The following is a 17098-nucleotide window of genomic DNA, read 5'->3' on the forward strand; positions in this document are numbered from 1 at the left end:
AAGGCGGTATTTACCGCCTCTTTGTATTTGAACGAATTATTGTGGAGAAAACCAACATGTCTGACGGCTGGAATATTGCTCTGTTAGGAGCGACGGGCGCAGTAGGTGAAGCTTTACTGGAGCTGTTACAAGAGCGCCAGTTCCCGGTTGGTGAATTGTATCCTCTGGCCAGCGAGCGTAGCGCCGGAGCTACGGTGCGTTTCAATGGCAAAAGTCTGCTGGTGGAAAATGCGGCGGAGTTTGACTGGTCGCAGGCACAGCTGGCCTTCTTTGTGGCAGGCAGCGAAGCCTCTGCGCTGTATGCGGAAGACGCTGGTAATTCCGGTTGTCTGGTGATTGATAGCAGTGGCCTGTTTGCCATGGAACCTGACGTTCCATTGGTAGTGCCAAGCGTCAACCCACAGGTTCTGGCTGATTATCGTAACCGTAATATTGTGGCGGTAGCCGATAGCCTGACTAGCCAATTACTGACGGCAATCAAACCGTTGACCGAGCAGGCCGGTTTGTCCCGTTTACACGTGACCAGCCTGATTTCGGCTTCTGCTCACGGCAAAGCCGCCGTGGACGATTTAGCCGGTCAAAGCGCCAAATTGCTGAACGGCATCCCAGCTGAAGCTGCTATCTTCCCGAAACAGCTGGCGTTTAACGTCTTGCCACTGCTGGCGGATGAAGAGGGCAGCGTGCGTGAAGAGCGCCGTCTGGTCGATCAGGTGCGCAAAGTGCTGCAAGACGAAGGCCTGCCGATTTCCGTCAGTTGCATTCAGTCGCCGGTTTTCTACGGTCACGCACAGGTGGTTCATTTGGAAGCCTTGCGTCCTATCGCCTCAGATGAAGCTCGCAGCGAACTGGAAAGCTGTGAAGATATTCAGTTGACGGAAGAAGATGATTTCCCAACGCAGGTTAGTGATGCTTCTGGCAGCAACTATCTAAGCATTGGCTGTGTGCGTAACGATTACGGTATTCCTGAGATTCTGCAATTCTGGTCCGTTGCCGACAATATTCGCTTCGGCGGCGCGCTGATGGCGATAGAAACCGCAGAGCGCCTGTTGCAGGAGCAACTGTACTAATGTCTGAGCTTGAATTATCCCCGCAGCCGGAGCAGGCTGCGGGTCTGAAGATCGCGCTGGGCATTGAATACAACGGCAGCCGCTACTTTGGCTGGCAGCGTCAGCAGGAAGTTGCCAGCGTGCAGGCCTGTCTGGAAGCGGCGCTGACCCGAGTGGCCAACGAACCTATCTCCGTGCAGTGCGCCGGTCGTACTGACGCAGGCGTGCATGCAACCGGTCAGGTAGTGCATTTTGTCACCTCAGCGGTGCGAAAAGATGCGGCCTGGACCATGGGCGTCAATACCCATTTGCCGCCGGATATCGCCGTGCGTTGGGTCAAAACCGTCAGTGAAGATTTCCACGCGCGTTTCAGCGCTACCGCTCGTCGCTATCGTTATGTGATTTATAACCATCGCTATCGTCCGGCTATTTTGGCGCAAGGTGTGACCCACTGCTATATGCCGTTGGATGAGGAAAAAATGGAGCGCGCGGCGCAGGCGCTGTTGGGGGAAAACGATTTTACCTCGTTCAGAGCGGTGCAATGTCAGTCCCGCACGCCGTGGCGAAATGTAAAACATGTAAAAGTTTCCCGACAGGGCGCTTATATCGTGGTAGATATCAAGGCCAACGCATTTGTTCATCATATGGTGCGGAATATCGTTGGCAGCTTGATTGAGGTTGGATGCGGTAATCAAGACGAAAACTGGATGGCAGAACTATTGGCGCTGAAAGATAGAACCAAAGCGGCGGCAACGGCGAAGGCCGAAGGGTTATATTTAGTGGCGGTAGATTATCCGGAACACTTTGATTTACCTCAGGTGCCCATGGGGCCGTTGTTTTTGGCTGACGATTAGTTCTTAGTTGTGAATCGCTTTGAGCTAAGAATGGTTTTTTGCTGAGAATAACTTTTGGCTGAGAAAGAATTGGGTTGAGAATAGTGTCCGGCGGCTAGCAAATATATTTAGAGCAACTCATCTACCTTATCCAGGTGGGCGGCGGTGCGCTCGCTAATCGAGAGTATTTATGGAATTTATACGGTTCGTTATTGATTTTATTCTGCATATTGATGTCCATCTGGCAGAGTTGGTAGCGCAGTACGGTATTTGGGTTTATGGCATCCTGTTTCTGATTTTATTCTGTGAAACCGGTTTGGTTGTGACACCGTTCCTGCCAGGGGATTCCCTGCTGTTTGTCGCAGGCGCGCTGGCTGCATTGCCAACCAACGATCTCAATGTACACACCATGGTGGCCTTAATGGTGATTGCCGCGATTATCGGTGATGCGGTTAACTACACTATTGGTCGCGTATTTGGTGAAAAGTTATTCAGCAATCCCGATTCGAAAATATTCCGACGCGCCTATCTGGATAAAACTCACCAGTTTTATGAGAAACATGGCGGGAAAGCGATTATTCTGGCTCGATTTGTTCCTATCGTGCGCACATTTGCGCCGTTCGTCGCCGGTATGGGTAAAATGTCCTACCGTCACTTTGCGGCTTATAACGTGATAGGGGCGTTGGTATGGGTGTTATTATTCACCTATGCTGGTTATATTTTCGGAAACGTGCCTTTTGTACAGAACAATCTGAAATTACTTATCGTAGTAATTATTGTTGTTTCCATTTTGCCGGGTGTTATTGAGGTTTGGCGGCATCGCCGTGCGGCTGCCCGCCAGAAAAATAAGTAAAAAAGTTGCAGTAACCAAGGGTTCGACCAGTTTTTTATCCACAGTGTCGGGCCAATATGGTTTAATGTGTAACATTAATGGTCTGTTCCTGCGGACACTCCGATATCCTGTGCCTAGTCACGCTTCGTTGGCGTGGTGTTTAGGCACTTTTTATTGGCGGTGTTTTCAGGAAGATAGTTACAGCATGAACAGCGGACTGGCATCGGCCAGGTTCAAACAGAAAGGTCATCGATGAGCTGGATTGAACGAATTCTTAACAAAAGCAACATCACGCAAACCCGTAAAGCGAGTATACCTGAAGGGGTGTGGACAAAATGTGATAGCTGTGGACAGGTTCTGTACCGCGCCGAGCTAGAGCGTAATCTGGAAGTTTGTCCTAAGTGTGATCACCACATGCGTATGTCGGCGCGTCAGCGTTTACATACATTGTTGGATGCAGGCAGTGAAGTTGAACTGGGCAGCGAACTGGAGCCGAAGGATATCCTGAAGTTTAAGGATTCCAAAAAGTATAAAGATCGCCTTTCTGCGGCGCAGAAAGAAACCGGTGAAAAAGACGCATTGGTCGCAATGAAAGGCACCTTGTACGGTATGCCTATCGTGGCGGCCTCCTTTGAATTCGCCTTTATGGGCGGTTCAATGGCTTCCGTAGTGGGCGCACGTTTTGTTCGCGCGGTAGAACAGGCATTGGAAGACAATTGCCCATTGGTCTGCTTCTCCTCCAGCGGCGGGGCTCGTATGCAGGAAGCGTTGATGTCATTGATGCAGATGGCAAAAACCAGTGCGGCGTTGGCAAAAATGCAAGAGCGCGGTTTGCCTTACATTTCTGTTCTGACCGATCCGACCATGGGTGGCGTTTCCGCCAGCTTGGCGATGCTGGGTGATATCAATATCGCCGAGCCAAAAGCGCTGATCGGCTTTGCCGGCCCGCGTGTTATCGAGCAGACCGTGCGCGAGAAGCTGCCACCGGGCTTCCAACGCAGTGAATTCCTGATCGAGAAAGGCGCGATTGATATGATCGTTCGCCGTCCGGTAATGCGTGAAACCTTGGCCAGCATTCTGTCTAAACTGACCAACCAGCCGCAGCCTATCGTGGCTGAAGCCAAAACTGTCGTCGTCGATAACGACGACGCAGTGGAAGGCTAATTCGGCCTGCGGGCATCATTTTTACCGAGTGATGCCCGATTATCGCTGACAGAAATTGCGAGCTAAAGGTTGATTAACCACAGGGTAATGTAACCGGCGTCTGTCAGGCGTTCTGCCTGGCAAACACCATGGAATGAATCCAAGGCCAGTGACGGGACTCATGAATAATCATCAAATTCCCCAAGCCACGTCGCCTTTGGCCGCGTGGCTTTACTATCTTGAGCGTTTACATTCTCAGGCCATTGATATGGGGCTGGAGCGTGTCAAACAGGTTGCCGAGCGGCTCGATCTGCTAAAACCGGCGCCTATCGTTTTCACCCTCGCCGGTACCAACGGTAAAGGCACCACTTGCTGTACGCTGGAAGCGATTTTACTCGCCGCTGGCTTACGAGTGGGCGTCTACAGCTCCCCACATTTGCTGGAATACACCGAGCGGGTACGCATTCAAGGCCATGAGTTGCCTGAATCTGAACATAGTCAATCTTTTGCCCATATCGAAGCCGGTCGTGGCGATATTTCCCTGACTTATTTTGAATTCAGCACGCTATCCGCTTTGCATCTGTTTAAACAGGCAAAACTGGACGTGGTGATTCTGGAAGTTGGGCTGGGCGGGCGTTTGGATGCAACCAATATTGTGGATTCAGACGTCGCTGGCGTAACCAGTATTGCGTTGGATCATACCGACTGGCTGGGGGCAGATCGCGAAAGTATTGGCCGCGAGAAAGCCGGCGTATTCCGCGCAGGTAAGCCTGCGGTGGTCGGCGAGCCGGATATGCCGGAGTCCATCGTTGCTGTAGCCACAGCGTTGGGCGCGCATTTGTATCGCCGCGATGAGGCTTGGAAATTTAGTCGACAGGATGCTAGCTGGAACTGGCAGTGCGGAGCCGATGAACTCAAGGATCTACCGTTGCCAAATGTCCCCCTAGCTAATGCAGCCACGGCGTTGGCGGTATTGCACTATTCGCCGCTCCAGATTGGTGAAGAAGCTATCCGTCAGGGGCTGCTCGCGGCGCAGTTACCGGGGCGTTTCCAAATAGTCAGTGAACGACCTATGCTGATTCTGGACGTTGCTCATAATCCTCATGCCGCCGGTTATCTTGCCGAACGCCTGTCACAATTACCGGCGACTCAGGGTAAAGTTCGCGCGGTAGTGGGTATGCTGGCGGATAAAGACATCGCGGGTACGCTGGCGTGTTTAAACCCGCAGGTTGATGAATGGTACTGTGCGCCGCTGGAAGGGCCGCGGGGAGCCAGCGCAGAGGCTTTGGCGCAACATCTTAAAGTATCGCGGCAATTTACGGATGTAGCAACGGCGTGGCGTCAGGCAATGCAGGATGCGACAGCGGAAGACGTGGTTATCGTGTGTGGGTCTTTCCATACCGTGGCTCATGTGATGGAAGCATTGAAAACGGGGAGTGCGAGTGGCCAGTAAATTCCAGAACCGTTTAGTGGGTACCGTCATTTTGGTGGCGCTGGGCGTCATTTTATTACCCGGTTTGCTGGATGGTAAGAAAAAGCATTATGAGGATGAGTTTGCCGCTATCCCATTAGTGCCTAAGCCCGGTGATGCGGAAGAAATCGACGTGGTGCCGCCGGTGAACCAGCCTTTACCGACGCAGCCGCCAGAAGGCGCGGCGGAAGCCCTCGGTGCCAATAAAGGCGAAGAATCAGCCTCTCAGGCGGCTAACGGTGCAGGTAGCGTTTCAACTCTGCCACCGGCCGTCAGTAAGCCTATTGAAACTAAGCCTCTATCGCCAAAACCAATAGAAGTTAAGCCGATAGAAGTTAAACCAATAGAAGTTAAACCAATAGAGAAAAGACCGGTCGCGCCTAAACCGGTTGAGGTGAAACCTAAGCCTGAAGTTAAGCCGATAGAAACCAAACCTGAGGCGAAAGTGGAAGAAAAAGCGCCGGCAGGGCAGGCCTATGTGGTTCAACTGGGTGCGCTGAAAAACGCGGCCAAAGTGAATGAGATCGTCGCGAAGTTACGCTTATCTGGTCATCGCGCCTATACGGTGCCAGCTACGCCGGTTCAAGGTGAGATTACCCGCGTATTTGTTGGCCCGGATGCTTCAAAGCAGAATTTGCAATCGGCGTTGCCTGAACTGAATGCCCTAAGTGGCCTGAATGGGCAGGTTAAGGCATACAATACCGGCCGCTAAAGTGAGTTACCTTTGTCCCGCCGCGGTAGAACGACGGCTGGCAAAGGGCTACAGCTAAGTTTGTGCGGCGATTGTTGTTTTTAAAATCGCCGCACTTTATTTATCGGAGCGCAGGAATTCCCCTACGCAAACGTTTTCTTTTTCTGTTAGAATTCGCCGCGAACAGGATGTAGGGGCGATTTCATCATTGGAATAGTCATGGTTTGGATTGATTACGTCATTATTGGAATTATCGGATTTTCTGCTTTAGTCAGCTTGATCCGTGGTTTTGTCCGTGAAGCATTGTCACTTGTGACATGGGGATGTGCGTTTTTTGTTGCCAGCCATTTTTATGCTTATCTTGCCGTTTACTTCACGCGTTTTGAAGATGAACTCGTACGCAATGGCATCGCGATCGGCATCTTGTTCATTGCGACATTGATCGTCGGAGCAATTGTTAACTACGTGATTGGCTCGCTGGTTGAACGTACCGGGTTATCGGGAACGGACAGAGTGTTGGGGATCTGTTTCGGCGCACTGCGAGGTGTGTTGATCGTTGCCGCCATACTGTTCTTTCTGGATACCTTTACCGGCTTTTCGCAAAGTGAAGACTGGAAACAGTCGCAGTTGATTCCGCAGTTCAGTTATATCATCAGGTGGTTCTTTGACTATCTGCAGAGCACGTCGAGTTTCTTGCCGAATCAATTACCGATTCGGAGCGGCTTATGAGGAAAGACACATGTGCGGTATTGTCGGTATCGCCGGTTTTACACCGGTAAACCAGTCGATTTATGATGCGTTAACGGTGCTTCAGCACCGAGGTCAGGATGCCGCAGGCATCGTCACCATTGATGCCAATAATGGATTCCGTCTGCGTAAAGCGAACGGTTTGGTGAAGGATGTTTTTGAAACCCGGCATATGCTCCGGTTGCAGGGAAATATGGGTATTGGCCACGTTCGCTACCCAACTGCCGGCAGCTCCAGCGCCTCTGAGGCCCAGCCTTTCTACGTTAACTCACCGTTTGGTATTACGCTGGCTCACAACGGCAATCTGACTAACGCTCACCAGTTGAGAAAGCAGTTGTTCGAAGTCTCCCGCCGTCATGTGAATACCACTTCAGATTCAGAAATTCTGCTGAATATCTTCGCCAGTGAACTGGATCGCTTCCAACATTATCCGTTGGAAGCAGACAATATTTTTGCTGCCGTTGCCGCCATGCATCAGCTTATTCGCGGTGCTTATGCCTGCGTTGCGATGATCATAGGCCACGGTATGGTTGCTTTCCGCGATCCGAACGGTATTCGCCCGTTGGTGATTGGTAAACGCACCCTAGGCGATGGTCGCAATGAGTATATGGTTGCCTCTGAAAGCGTGGCGCTGGATACGCTGGGCTTTGAATTTTTGCGTGATGTGGCTCCGGGCGAAGCGGTGTATATCACTGAAAAAGGCCAGTTGTTTACTCGTCAGTGCGCAGAAAATCCTAAGTACAATCCTTGCTTGTTCGAGTATGTCTATTTTGCTCGCCCTGACTCCTTTATCGATAAAATCTCGGTCTACAGCGCCCGTGTGCGCATGGGGCAGAAGTTAGGGGTTAAAATTGCCAAGGAATGGGAAGATCTGGATATCGACGTTGTTATTCCGATTCCTGAAACCTCCTGCGATATCGCGTTGGAAATTGCCCGTATTCTGGATAAACCGTATCGGCAGGGTTTTGTTAAAAACCGCTATGTGGGCCGTACCTTTATCATGCCGGGGCAGCAGGAGCGCCGTAAGTCTGTGCGGCGTAAACTGAATGCCAACCGCGCCGAGTTCCGGGATAAAAACGTACTGCTGGTAGATGATTCCATCGTGCGTGGCACTACGTCCGAACAGATCGTGGAAATGGCTCGCGAAGCCGGAGCGAAGAAAGTTTACTTTGCTTCCGCTGCGCCAGAAATTCGTTTCCCTAACGTTTACGGCATTGATATGCCGAGCGCCAATGAGCTGATTGCTCACGGTCGTGAAGTTGACGAAATCAAACAGCTGATCGGCGCTGATGCCCTGATTTTCCAGGACTTAAGCGATTTGATTGACGCGGTGGGTGAAGACAACCCGGATATTACTCAGTTTGAGTGCTCGGTATTTAACGGCATTTACGTCACTAAAGACGTCGATCAGAGCTATCTGGAATATCTGGAGTCTTTACGTAGCGATGACGCTCAGGCGCTGCGTAGTCAAAATGAAGCAGAAAACCTTGAGATGCATAACGAGGGTTAATTCTCCGCACGCTATTTCGCTGAGTCAATAGCGTTGCAGCGTGAAGTGCCAAGGGGCTTTCTGTGTATTAAAAAGGTGCAATCGGCTAATCAAAGCGGTGCACCTTTTTTTTGTCATATCTTGCTAATATTTCTGTGATACGGCACAGTTTGCCCATATTCCATTATTTTTCCGCATTTTCCTTTGAATACGCGGCCAGTCCGAGGCAGTTCTTCATGAGGCGACTTATTATCGGTATTTCCGGCGCTAGCGGGGCGATTTACGGCGTTCGGCTATTACAGGTGCTGCAAAGCGTCGCGGATGTGGAAACTCACCTGATTATCAGTAATGCTGCCCGCCAAACTTTGGCGCTGGAAACGGATCTGAGCCTGCGAGATGTACAGGCGCTGGCCGATGTAGTTCACGATGCCCGAGACATTGCTGCCACTATTTCCTCCGGTTCCTATAAAACTACAGGCATGGTGATTTTGCCGTGCTCGATCAAAACCCTATCCGGCATTGTACATAGCTATACTGATGGACTGCTCACGCGTGCTGCCGATGTTGTGCTGAAAGAACGCCGCCCGTTGGTCCTGTGCGTGCGGGAAACGCCGCTGCATTTAGGTCACCTGCGCCTGATGACGCAAGCTGCTGAATTAGGAGCAGTTATCATGCCGCCGGTACCGGCTTTCTATCATCGGCCAACCAGCGTGCAGGATATTATCGACCAAACGGTTAATCGGGTAATAGATCAGTTTGATATCGAATTGCCCCAGGATCTGTTTGTTCGCTGGCAAGGCTCCAATTAACAATATTTCCCCAAATTGATACATTTGTGCAACATCGCACTGAAATTAAGCAGATTATGCACCACAATGATCCTGCTGAGTTTCCTGCGTGGTTGGACGGATTTCGCATTTTGTCCTCTTAGCGGGCGCTGAGGTCTTTCGAACTGTCGATTTGAGTGGTTATCGCGCTGATAAAGAGCCTGGTGGAAATCCTTTCATCATTCGTCATTACTGGCACGATTACTGCAAATTGATTTACGAAAGCTCAGGGATGACAGAATAGCAACGTACTCCGTGGCATCGAAAATCAATTTGAGGGTAATGTATGAAAAAGCAGATATTGGCCATTTCTATGGTACTGGCTCTGGCAACCGCCAACAGCGCTTTTGCTGCTGTACCTAAAACGTTGAAAGTAGGCACCGACCCTACTTATGCGCCATTCTCGTCTAAAAATGCCAGCGGTGAGCTGGTGGGTTTCGATATTGATTTAGCGAAAGAACTCTGTAATCGCATTGAGACTAAATGTACCTTTGTCGACAGCGATTTCGATGCGCTGATTCCCTCTCTGAAAGCGAAAAAAATCGATGCCATTATCGCTTCCTTGTCCATTACTGAGAAACGTCAGAAAGAAATTGCCTTCACTGACAAACTCTACGCGGCGAACTCTCGCCTGATTGCCCAGAAAGGCTCGACCATTCAACCCACGCTGGAATCTCTGAAAGGCAAGCGCATTGGGGTATTGCAAGGTTCAACGCAGGAAGCCTTTGCCAATGCTTTATGGCAACCAAAAGGGGTAGATGTGGTGGCTTATCAGAATCAGGATCTGATTTATGCCGATCTGGCTTCCGGACGTATCGACGCGGCCTTCCAGGATGAAGTGGCAGCCAGCGAAGGCTTCCTGAAGCAAAAAGGAGGAAAAGATTACGCCTTTGCCGGTCCTTCGGTAAAAGATGACAAATTCTTCGGCGTGGGTACCGGTATGGGTTTACGTAAAGATGATACCGAGCTGAAAGCGGCGCTGGATAAAGCCTTTGCCGAAATGCGCAAAGACGGCACTTACGACAAGCTGGCGAAGAAATACTTCGATTTTAACGTTTACGACTAGTTTTGCCGACAGGTTGCTTAGCCTCTGCCATCAACGGCAGAGGCAATTTCTGACAACCAACCAGACCCACACTCAGTGATAGCAGGAAAAACCAATGCTAGAGGGATATTCCAAACTGATATTTGATGGTGCGCTGGTGACGCTGGAATTAGCGTTGTGCTCGGTGCTGCTGGCCTTGGTGATAGGCATGGTGGGCGCTGGGGGGAAATTATCCGCTAATCGCTTGTTGTCCGGCGTATTTGAGTGTTACACCACCCTGATTCGCGGGGTGCCTGATTTAGTCTTAATGCTGCTGATCTTTTACGGTTTGCAGATCATCTTAAACTCCATCACTGAATCTCTGGGATTCAGTCAGATCGATATTGATCCATTATCTGCCGGTATTATTACGTTAGGTTTTATTTACGGTGCGTATTTTACCGAAACCTTCCGCGGTGCTTATATGGCTGTTCCCCGTGGGCAAATCGAGGCGGCGACCGCTTTTGGTTTTTCCCAGAGCAAGATATTCCGTCGGATTATGTTTCCCGCCATGATGCGCTACGCCTTACCCGGCATTGGTAATAACTGGCAGGTGATCCTCAAAGCGACGGCTTTGGTCTCCATTTTGGGTTTAAACGATGTGGTTAAAGCCACGCAGCTGGCGGGCAAAGGGACTTACGAACCGTTCTTCTTTGCTATGGTAGCCGGTGCGGTTTATCTGATTTTCACCACTTTATCCAATGGTGTGCTGTGGTGGCTGGAACGCCGTTATTCTCAGGGTGTGAAGAGGGCTGAGCTATGATGGATATTCTGCATCAATACTGGCAGTCACTGCTTTGGAGCGATGGCTACCGTTTTACCGGCGTGGCGATAACGCTGTGGCTGTTGATTTCCTCGGTGGTGATGGGGGGGCTGCTGGCGATTCCGCTAGCGGTAGCGCGAGTATCACCAAATCGCGCGATGAGTCTGCCGGTATGGTTCTTCACTTATATCTTTCGCGGCACGCCGCTCTATGTACAGCTTTTGGTGTTTTACTCCGGCATGTACAGTCTGGAAATTGTGCGCGGCAGCGAGTTTTTAAACGCCTTTTTCCGCAGCGGGCTGAATTGTACCATTCTGGCGCTGACTCTGAATACCTGTGCCTACACCACGGAAATCTTTGCCGGAGCCATTCGGGCGGTGCCGCACGGGGAAATTGAAGCGGCGAATGCCTACGGATTTTCCCGATTTAAGCTCTACCGCTGCATTATTTTACCTTCGGCGCTGCGTATCGCCTTACCGGCTTACAGTAACGAAGTGATCTTGATGCTGCACTCCACGGCGCTGGCTTTTACCGCTACCGTACCGGATATCCTGAAAATCGCGCGGGATATCAACGCCGCGACCTATCAGCCTTTTTACGCTTTTGGCATTGCGGCGGTGCTGTATCTAATCATTTCATTTGGTTTGATTAGCCTGTTTCGTCAGGCGGAAAAGCGTTGGTTGGCACATATTAAGCCGCAGTCGACGCATTAAAGGTTTATCCCGTCGGGGCTACGGGATAGGGCATTTTAAATCAGGGATGCGCAGGCTCCCCGCTGGCGCCAAGTACGGAGAGAATGATGATAACAACATCCGAAACCAAATTAGCCGTAATCGAGCTGCATAAGCACTATGGCGAGCATGAAGTATTAAAAGGCGTCTCGCTATCGGCGAAAGCCGGTGACGTGATTTCCATTATTGGATCATCAGGATCGGGGAAAAGCACCTTTTTGCGCTGTATCAACTTTCTGGAGAAACCCAGTGAAGGTTCTATTAGCGTGAATAATCAAGATATTAAGTTAGTTCGCGATAAAGACGGACAACTGAAAGTATTCGATAAAAAACAGCTGCAATTATTGCGTACCCGTCTGACGATGGTATTCCAGCATTTTAATCTGTGGAGCCATATGACGGTGTTGGAGAATGTAATGGAAGCGCCAATTCAGGTGCTCGGCCTGAGCAAATCGGTGGCGAAGGAGAGAGCGATTCGCTATCTGGATAAGGTCGGTATTGATGAACGGGCGCGGCAAAAGTATCCGGTTCATCTGTCTGGTGGCCAGCAGCAGCGGGTTTCCATTGCGCGGGCGCTGGCGATGGAGCCGGATGTTTTGCTATTTGACGAACCGACTTCGGCGCTGGATCCTGAGTTAGTTGGGGAAGTCCTGCGAATTATGCAAAAACTGGCGGAAGAAGGGAAAACCATGGTGGTCGTGACTCATGAAATGGAGTTTGCCCGCCACGTTTCCAACCATGTGATATTCCTGCACAAAGGGGTTATCGAGGAAGAGGGGCCACCGGCCGAATTGTTCGGTAATCCGCAAAGTACGCGCCTGAAACAGTTTCTCTCAGGCGCATTGAAATAATCAAAGGATAGATAATTAGAGGTGTGGACGAGGAAGAGGTTTTTGCAGCACATCCCGCAGCGCCTCTTCCAAATCAAAATAACGGAAACCGAAGCCAGCCTCTTCTAGACGTTTCGGCAATGCTCTTTGGCTACCTAACACCAATACTGCAGACTCTCCCATCAGTAGCCGGATCGCGGCGGCAGGGACGCGCATAAAGGCCGGGCGATTCAATACGTCTCCCAGCGTAGCGCTGAACTGCTCATTATGTACTGGATAAGGTGCAACCATATTGAACGGGCCGCGCAGCTCGTCGCTGGTAAGCAGGTAATGAATGCCATTGACCATATCATCCAAATGAATCCATGGCAGATATTGACGTCCATCACCGATAGGTCCGCCCAAGCCTAGCCGAAAAATCGGCAACATTTTTGCCAGGGCGCCTCCGTTGGCGGCCAGCACGACGCCGGTACGCAACAAACACACGCGCGTCTGCGGGCTTTCTGCCGCCAACGCCAGATTTTCCCAACGTTGGCAAAGTTGGTGGGTAAATTCATCATGAGGCGTTTCTTCCTCGGTGACAAAAGAGTCTCCCTGATCGCCGTAAAAACCCACGGCAGAACCAGAAATTAGCACTTGAGGCGGTTGATGACCGGCTTTAATCAGATTGGCGATGCGCTCGGTTATTTGCCAGCGGCTTTGGCACAGACGCTCTTTTTGCTGCACCGTCCAGCGCTTATCTGCAATAGGCTCACCGGCGAGGTTAATTACCGCATCAAAGTCATCGAGGTTCTGTCTGTCATCCAGCGTAGACCAGCAGGTAACCTGTTGACCCAATACCCGTTTAGCGCGATCGGGATCGCGGCTCAGCACAGTAATGGAGTGCGAGAGGCTTAGCAGCCGCTGGGTCAGGCTGCGACCGATCAGCCCTGTGGCGCCGGTTATCAAGATACGCATGGTAAACCTCCGTTTATCTCTGGCCCAGTTTCACTCTCGGCACGGTTCTTGATGATGTCATCATCACATCAGATTGTCTGCGGAAACGCTGAGTAAAAAAGTCTTTTTCGCGCTCTTTTAGCATAGGTGATCCGGGGCATTTATCCCACGATATAGAGCACATCCTGAGTGAATTATTTCTAGCAGACAGCGGCGATAAACTGCCTGTAACCGAATGATATTTCGATTAATAAACCGATAGGAAACGGATAAAACGAGGAAATCCAGAGAAAATCACCGGGTTGCTTAAAATATTCGATTTATTACTTATCTCTTTACTTTTGCTGCCGATAACACTTTATAGGTATTGGCGAATATGGATGAGCGGAAAAAGATGAGCTGTCACTGTGCTGAAATAGCGAGTCTGAGTTCGAAATAGAGCAGGAAATGCGGCCTGCGAAGTCATCAGCTTGCCATTGTCAGTGCAGGGGATTGTCTAATATACGTATAAATGCCCCACAGCGGGGCATTGAGGGCAGCTTAGCTGGCTTTGGTTAACGCATAGGCGCGAAGAGTTGCCGGGCGGCTGGCAATGCTCTGGAACCAGCGTGCTACAGCGGGATAGTCGGCCAAATCGATATTCTGATTCTTATGGGAAACAACCCAAGGATAAGTGGCGATATCGGCAATACTGTAATTTTCACCGGCCAGATAGGTGTGTTTTTGCAGTTGGGTATCTAACACGCCGTACAGACGCTGGGTTTCTTTCTGATAGCGCTCAATGGCATAAGGTACTTTTTCCGAAGCATAAATGCTGAAGTGATGATTTTGGCCGAGCATAGGGCCAAAACCGCCGACCTGCCAGAACAGCCATTGCAACGTTGCCGTGTGTTCACGTAGCTCAGCGCTCAGAAACTTGCCACTCTTTTCAGCCAGATACAGCAAGATCGCGCCGGATTCAAAAATACTGATGGGATCGCCGCCGCCGTCAGGACGATGATCGACAATTGCCGGGATCTTATTATTCGGTGATATGGCGAGAAAATCCGGTTTGAACTGATCGCCGGCGCTGATATTTATCCGGTGAATATTATAAGGGAGACCCGCTTCTTCTAAAAACAGGGTGATCTTGTGTCCGTTAGGGGTTGGGGCGTAATAGAGATCAATCATAACATTCTCCAAAGCGGCATCAGACAGGGGGAAATACTGACTTCATTTGTTTTTTAACACCAAAACAGGCTCAGGCACATAGAAACAAGGTAACAAACTGAGAGTGAATACGTGAAGATAAATTGATCTACGTATTGTCCACAGATCTACAATAACTAAGAAAATTCAGTGTGACTTTGATAGGTTACCTGCATCAAAATCGACCCAACGCTGGGGCACAATTTAACCATAAATATGACGAGTCCCCTTATTTATACTTGATTGCAGGATTTCTGCTAGAGTGGAAACACTGTGTCGAGGGAGCTTAAGTACACATGAAACTCAATATTGAGATTAACTGCTCTTATGTATGTGAGCCGATATACAGGAAGGATGGCAGCCTACTCGCTGCTGAATTGCTCAGCCGTTTTACGACAAAGCCTTTGGCTTTGCCAATTAATCCGGAAGATTTTTTTAATGAGTTAGACAGCGAGGGGAAAGGAAAACTGTTCCGCGATCAGCTGTTGGCGGCGCAGAAGTACAGCCAGTGGTTTGTCGATAATGAGGTACTGCTTTCCATCAATATTGATTTTGATACGGCAGGAATTATTGTCAGAGACAGCAAATTGCAGGCGTTACTAAATACCATGCCGTTTTTGCGCCTGGAATTAATGGAGACTTTTTCCAATTTATCCGATGGGAACAATAATCCGTTGTTGCGAGACTTGGCTGAACTCTATCCGTTATGGTTAGACGATCTTGGACGCGGAGATTCCAGTCTGAACGCGGTGACGGCCAATATCTTCGAATATGTCAAAATTGATAAGCACTTTTTCTGGCAGCATAATAAGCACACCTTCCCGATTCTGATTAATAACGTCAAAAAATACTGCGAGGGCGTTATCGTTGTTGGCGTAGAAAATCAGATCGAATCCGAGCAATTGCAGGGCAGTAATATTGATGCCATGCAGGGTTATTTATTTAACTCTCTGACTTTGGATGAACTGACCCAAACACCCCGCTAACGGGTCGTTAAGTGATGCGGTTAACTTTTCCGCACTAACTGATGATTTTCTCTACGACAACACCTGTGTTGCATAAATGAAAGCGCTGTTTTATTCAATGCACGGATAATAAGTCGTTTATTCTCGGAATAATCTCAATTATTGAATGTTAAACTAGGCCGTATTTATTAATGATGGCTGAGAGGGCGATAACCTGTCAGGCGCCGTTGCTGATGATCAAAAATAAGGTGATGCCATGAAGTTAATGTTTGCTTCTGATTTACATGGTTCGCTTACTGCAACCGATAAAGTATTGGAAATTTTTAACCGCAGCGGTGCGCAGTGGCTGGTTTTGTTAGGTGATTTGCTCAACCACGGGCCGCGCAATGCTTTGCCGGAAGGCTATCAGCCGGCACAGGTTGCCGAGCAACTTAACGCTTACGCCGATCGGATTATTGCCGTACGGGGAAACTGTGACAGTGAAGTGGATCAGATGTTGCTCAACTTCCCCATGATGGCGCCCTGGCAGCAGATTATTTTGCCGGAAAGACGTTTGTTTTTAACCCACGGTCACCTTTATCATCCTGCGGAGCGTCCTCCATTGCGTTCCGGGGATGTCTTGGTTTATGGTCATACACATCTGCCGCAGGCTCAGCTACAGGGAGATATTTTTTGCTTCAATCCCGGCTCGATCAGTATTCCTAAAGGCGGTAATCCAGCGAGCTATGGCATGTTGGATAAAGGTGAGTTGCAGGTTTTGACCCTACAAGATGATAAACCTCTTGCCCGGCTGGTTTTAACCGATGAGTTTTAAACGCCGATGTTTATCCTCGGTTAAAAATACCGTTTTACACATACTTATAATGTTGTTTTTGAAAAACACTTGATCAACAAATGCGCGCTTATCGTGGCGCCCAGATAGAAGGTTTCAGAGGATGGTGGAGCAAAATCCAACAGTGAGCACGGAATGGGTTGATATTGTTGATGAGCATAATGAAGTGATTGCTCAGTCCAGTCGTCAACAAATGCGTGCTCAACGTCTACGCCATCGTGCTACCTATATTGTGGTGCATGATGGTATGGGGAAAATATTGGTACAGCGTCGTACTGAAAGTAAAGACTTCTACCCCGGTAAACTCGATGCAACGGCGGGGGGAGTGGTGCAAAGCGGTGAAAACTTCCTCGAATCCGCCCGTCGTGAAGCGGAAGAAGAATTGGGTATTGCCGGTGTGCCTTTTGCCGAGCACGGCCTGTTCTATTTTGAAGAGGATTGCTGTCGCGTGTGGGGCGCATTATTTAGCTGTGTTTCTCACGGGCCTTTTGCGCTGCAAGCGGAAGAAATTGAAGAAGTGCGTTGGATGCAGCCCGAAGAAATCACCGCTCGCTGTGATGAATTCACTCCGGACTCTCTGAAAGCGCTATCGTTGTGGCTGAGCCGCAATAATGAACAGGATTACGGCAAGATCACCGTTCGGGAAGATTAACTTCGCCGATAATCTCGCGGTTATCAATAAGTGTTGCT

Annotated in this window: 18 protein-coding genes; 16 read left to right on the plus strand and 2 right to left on the minus strand. The window is 49.8% G+C overall.

Annotated features, from left to right (window positions below):
- Positions 1–56: 56 nt before the first annotated feature.
- The 13 genes from AD970_RS03770 (at position 57) to hisP (ending at position 12508) form a co-directional block, all read left to right on the plus strand.
- Positions 57–1067 carry an aspartate-semialdehyde dehydrogenase gene (locus tag AD970_RS03770; protein WP_049596998.1) on the plus strand — a complete coding sequence of 337 codons (1011 nt, stop codon included), beginning with the start codon at positions 57–59 and terminating at the stop codon, positions 1065–1067.
- Positions 1067–1900, plus strand: coding sequence for a tRNA pseudouridine(38-40) synthase TruA (gene truA / locus AD970_RS03775; RefSeq protein ID WP_049596999.1), 834 nt, complete (start codon positions 1067–1069; stop codon positions 1898–1900). Before AD970_RS03770 ends, truA begins: the two co-directional genes overlap by 1 nt.
- Positions 1901–2069: 169 nt before the next feature.
- Complete coding sequence (locus tag AD970_RS03780) at positions 2070–2732, plus strand: DedA family protein (protein WP_049597000.1); 663 nt, start codon at positions 2070–2072, stop codon at positions 2730–2732.
- A 231-nt stretch (positions 2733–2963) separates the two neighbouring features.
- The gene (gene accD, locus AD970_RS03785) at positions 2964–3875 is read left to right on the plus strand and encodes an acetyl-CoA carboxylase, carboxyltransferase subunit beta (protein WP_049597001.1); all 912 of its coding nucleotides are present in this window, start codon (positions 2964–2966) and stop codon (positions 3873–3875) included.
- A 160-nt stretch (positions 3876–4035) separates the two neighbouring features.
- Positions 4036–5307 (plus strand): bifunctional tetrahydrofolate synthase/dihydrofolate synthase, encoded by a 1272-nt coding sequence (gene folC / locus AD970_RS03790; protein WP_049597002.1) that lies wholly within the window; start codon positions 4036–4038, stop codon positions 5305–5307.
- A complete protein-coding gene (gene dedD, locus AD970_RS03795) occupies positions 5297–6037 on the plus strand; it encodes a cell division protein DedD (RefSeq protein ID WP_049597003.1) in 741 nt (246 codons plus the stop codon). The genes folC and dedD overlap by 11 nt, the downstream gene beginning before the upstream one ends.
- 198 nt (positions 6038–6235) lie before the next feature.
- A complete protein-coding gene (gene cvpA, locus AD970_RS03800; RefSeq protein ID WP_049597004.1) occupies positions 6236–6745 on the plus strand; it encodes a colicin V production protein in 510 nt (169 codons plus the stop codon).
- 10 nt (positions 6746–6755) lie between these two features.
- Positions 6756–8273 (plus strand): amidophosphoribosyltransferase, encoded by a 1518-nt coding sequence (purF, locus tag AD970_RS03805; protein ID WP_049597005.1) that lies wholly within the window; start codon positions 6756–6758, stop codon positions 8271–8273.
- A 215-nt stretch (positions 8274–8488) separates the two neighbouring features.
- Positions 8489–9061, plus strand: coding sequence for a UbiX family flavin prenyltransferase (locus tag AD970_RS03810; RefSeq protein ID WP_049597006.1), 573 nt, complete (start codon positions 8489–8491; stop codon positions 9059–9061).
- A gap of 304 nt (positions 9062–9365) precedes the next feature.
- A complete protein-coding gene (gene argT / locus AD970_RS03815) occupies positions 9366–10145 on the plus strand; it encodes a lysine/arginine/ornithine ABC transporter substrate-binding protein ArgT (protein WP_049597007.1) in 780 nt (259 codons plus the stop codon).
- 94 nt (positions 10146–10239) lie between these two features.
- The gene (locus AD970_RS03820) at positions 10240–10926 is read left to right on the plus strand and encodes a histidine ABC transporter permease HisQ (RefSeq protein WP_049597008.1); all 687 of its coding nucleotides are present in this window, start codon (positions 10240–10242) and stop codon (positions 10924–10926) included.
- The gene (locus AD970_RS03825; RefSeq protein WP_049597009.1) at positions 10923–11639 is read left to right on the plus strand and encodes an ABC transporter permease; all 717 of its coding nucleotides are present in this window, start codon (positions 10923–10925) and stop codon (positions 11637–11639) included. The genes AD970_RS03820 and AD970_RS03825 overlap by 4 nt, the downstream gene beginning before the upstream one ends.
- Positions 11640–11722: 83 nt before the next feature.
- Positions 11723–12508: a histidine ABC transporter ATP-binding protein HisP gene (hisP, locus tag AD970_RS03830; RefSeq protein WP_049597010.1), complete on the plus strand. Its 786-nt coding sequence runs from the start codon at positions 11723–11725 to the stop codon at positions 12506–12508.
- 15 nt (positions 12509–12523) lie between these two features.
- Here the strand turns inward: hisP and AD970_RS03835 are convergent, their stop codons facing one another.
- Together AD970_RS03835 and AD970_RS03840 are read right to left on the minus strand one after the other, a co-directional pair.
- Positions 12524–13444 (minus strand): TIGR01777 family oxidoreductase, encoded by a 921-nt coding sequence (locus AD970_RS03835; protein ID WP_049597011.1) that lies wholly within the window; start codon positions 13442–13444, stop codon positions 12524–12526.
- 519 nt (positions 13445–13963) lie between these two features.
- On the minus strand, positions 13964–14593 hold the full coding sequence (locus tag AD970_RS03840) for a glutathione binding-like protein (RefSeq protein WP_049597012.1): 630 nt from the start codon (positions 14591–14593) through the stop codon (positions 13964–13966).
- A gap of 314 nt (positions 14594–14907) precedes the next feature.
- Here AD970_RS03840 and AD970_RS03845 point away from each other — a divergent pair, with 314 nt between their 5' ends.
- The 3 genes from AD970_RS03845 to yfcD all read left to right on the plus strand — a co-directional run bounded on the left by AD970_RS03845 (position 14908) and on the right by yfcD (position 17060).
- A complete protein-coding gene (locus tag AD970_RS03845; protein ID WP_049597013.1) occupies positions 14908–15597 on the plus strand; it encodes an EAL domain-containing protein in 690 nt (229 codons plus the stop codon).
- Between the two features lie 235 nt (positions 15598–15832).
- Positions 15833–16390: a phosphodiesterase gene (gene yfcE, locus AD970_RS03850; RefSeq protein WP_049597014.1), complete on the plus strand. Its 558-nt coding sequence runs from the start codon at positions 15833–15835 to the stop codon at positions 16388–16390.
- Between the two features lie 121 nt (positions 16391–16511).
- Positions 16512–17060 carry an NUDIX hydrolase YfcD gene (gene yfcD, locus AD970_RS03855; protein ID WP_049597015.1) on the plus strand — a complete coding sequence of 183 codons (549 nt, stop codon included), beginning with the start codon at positions 16512–16514 and terminating at the stop codon, positions 17058–17060.
- Positions 17061–17098: the final 38 nt, after the last annotated feature.

It is taken from the genome of Yersinia nurmii, assembly GCF_001112925.1.
GTDB classification, from domain to species: domain Bacteria; phylum Pseudomonadota; class Gammaproteobacteria; order Enterobacterales; family Enterobacteriaceae; genus Yersinia; species Yersinia nurmii.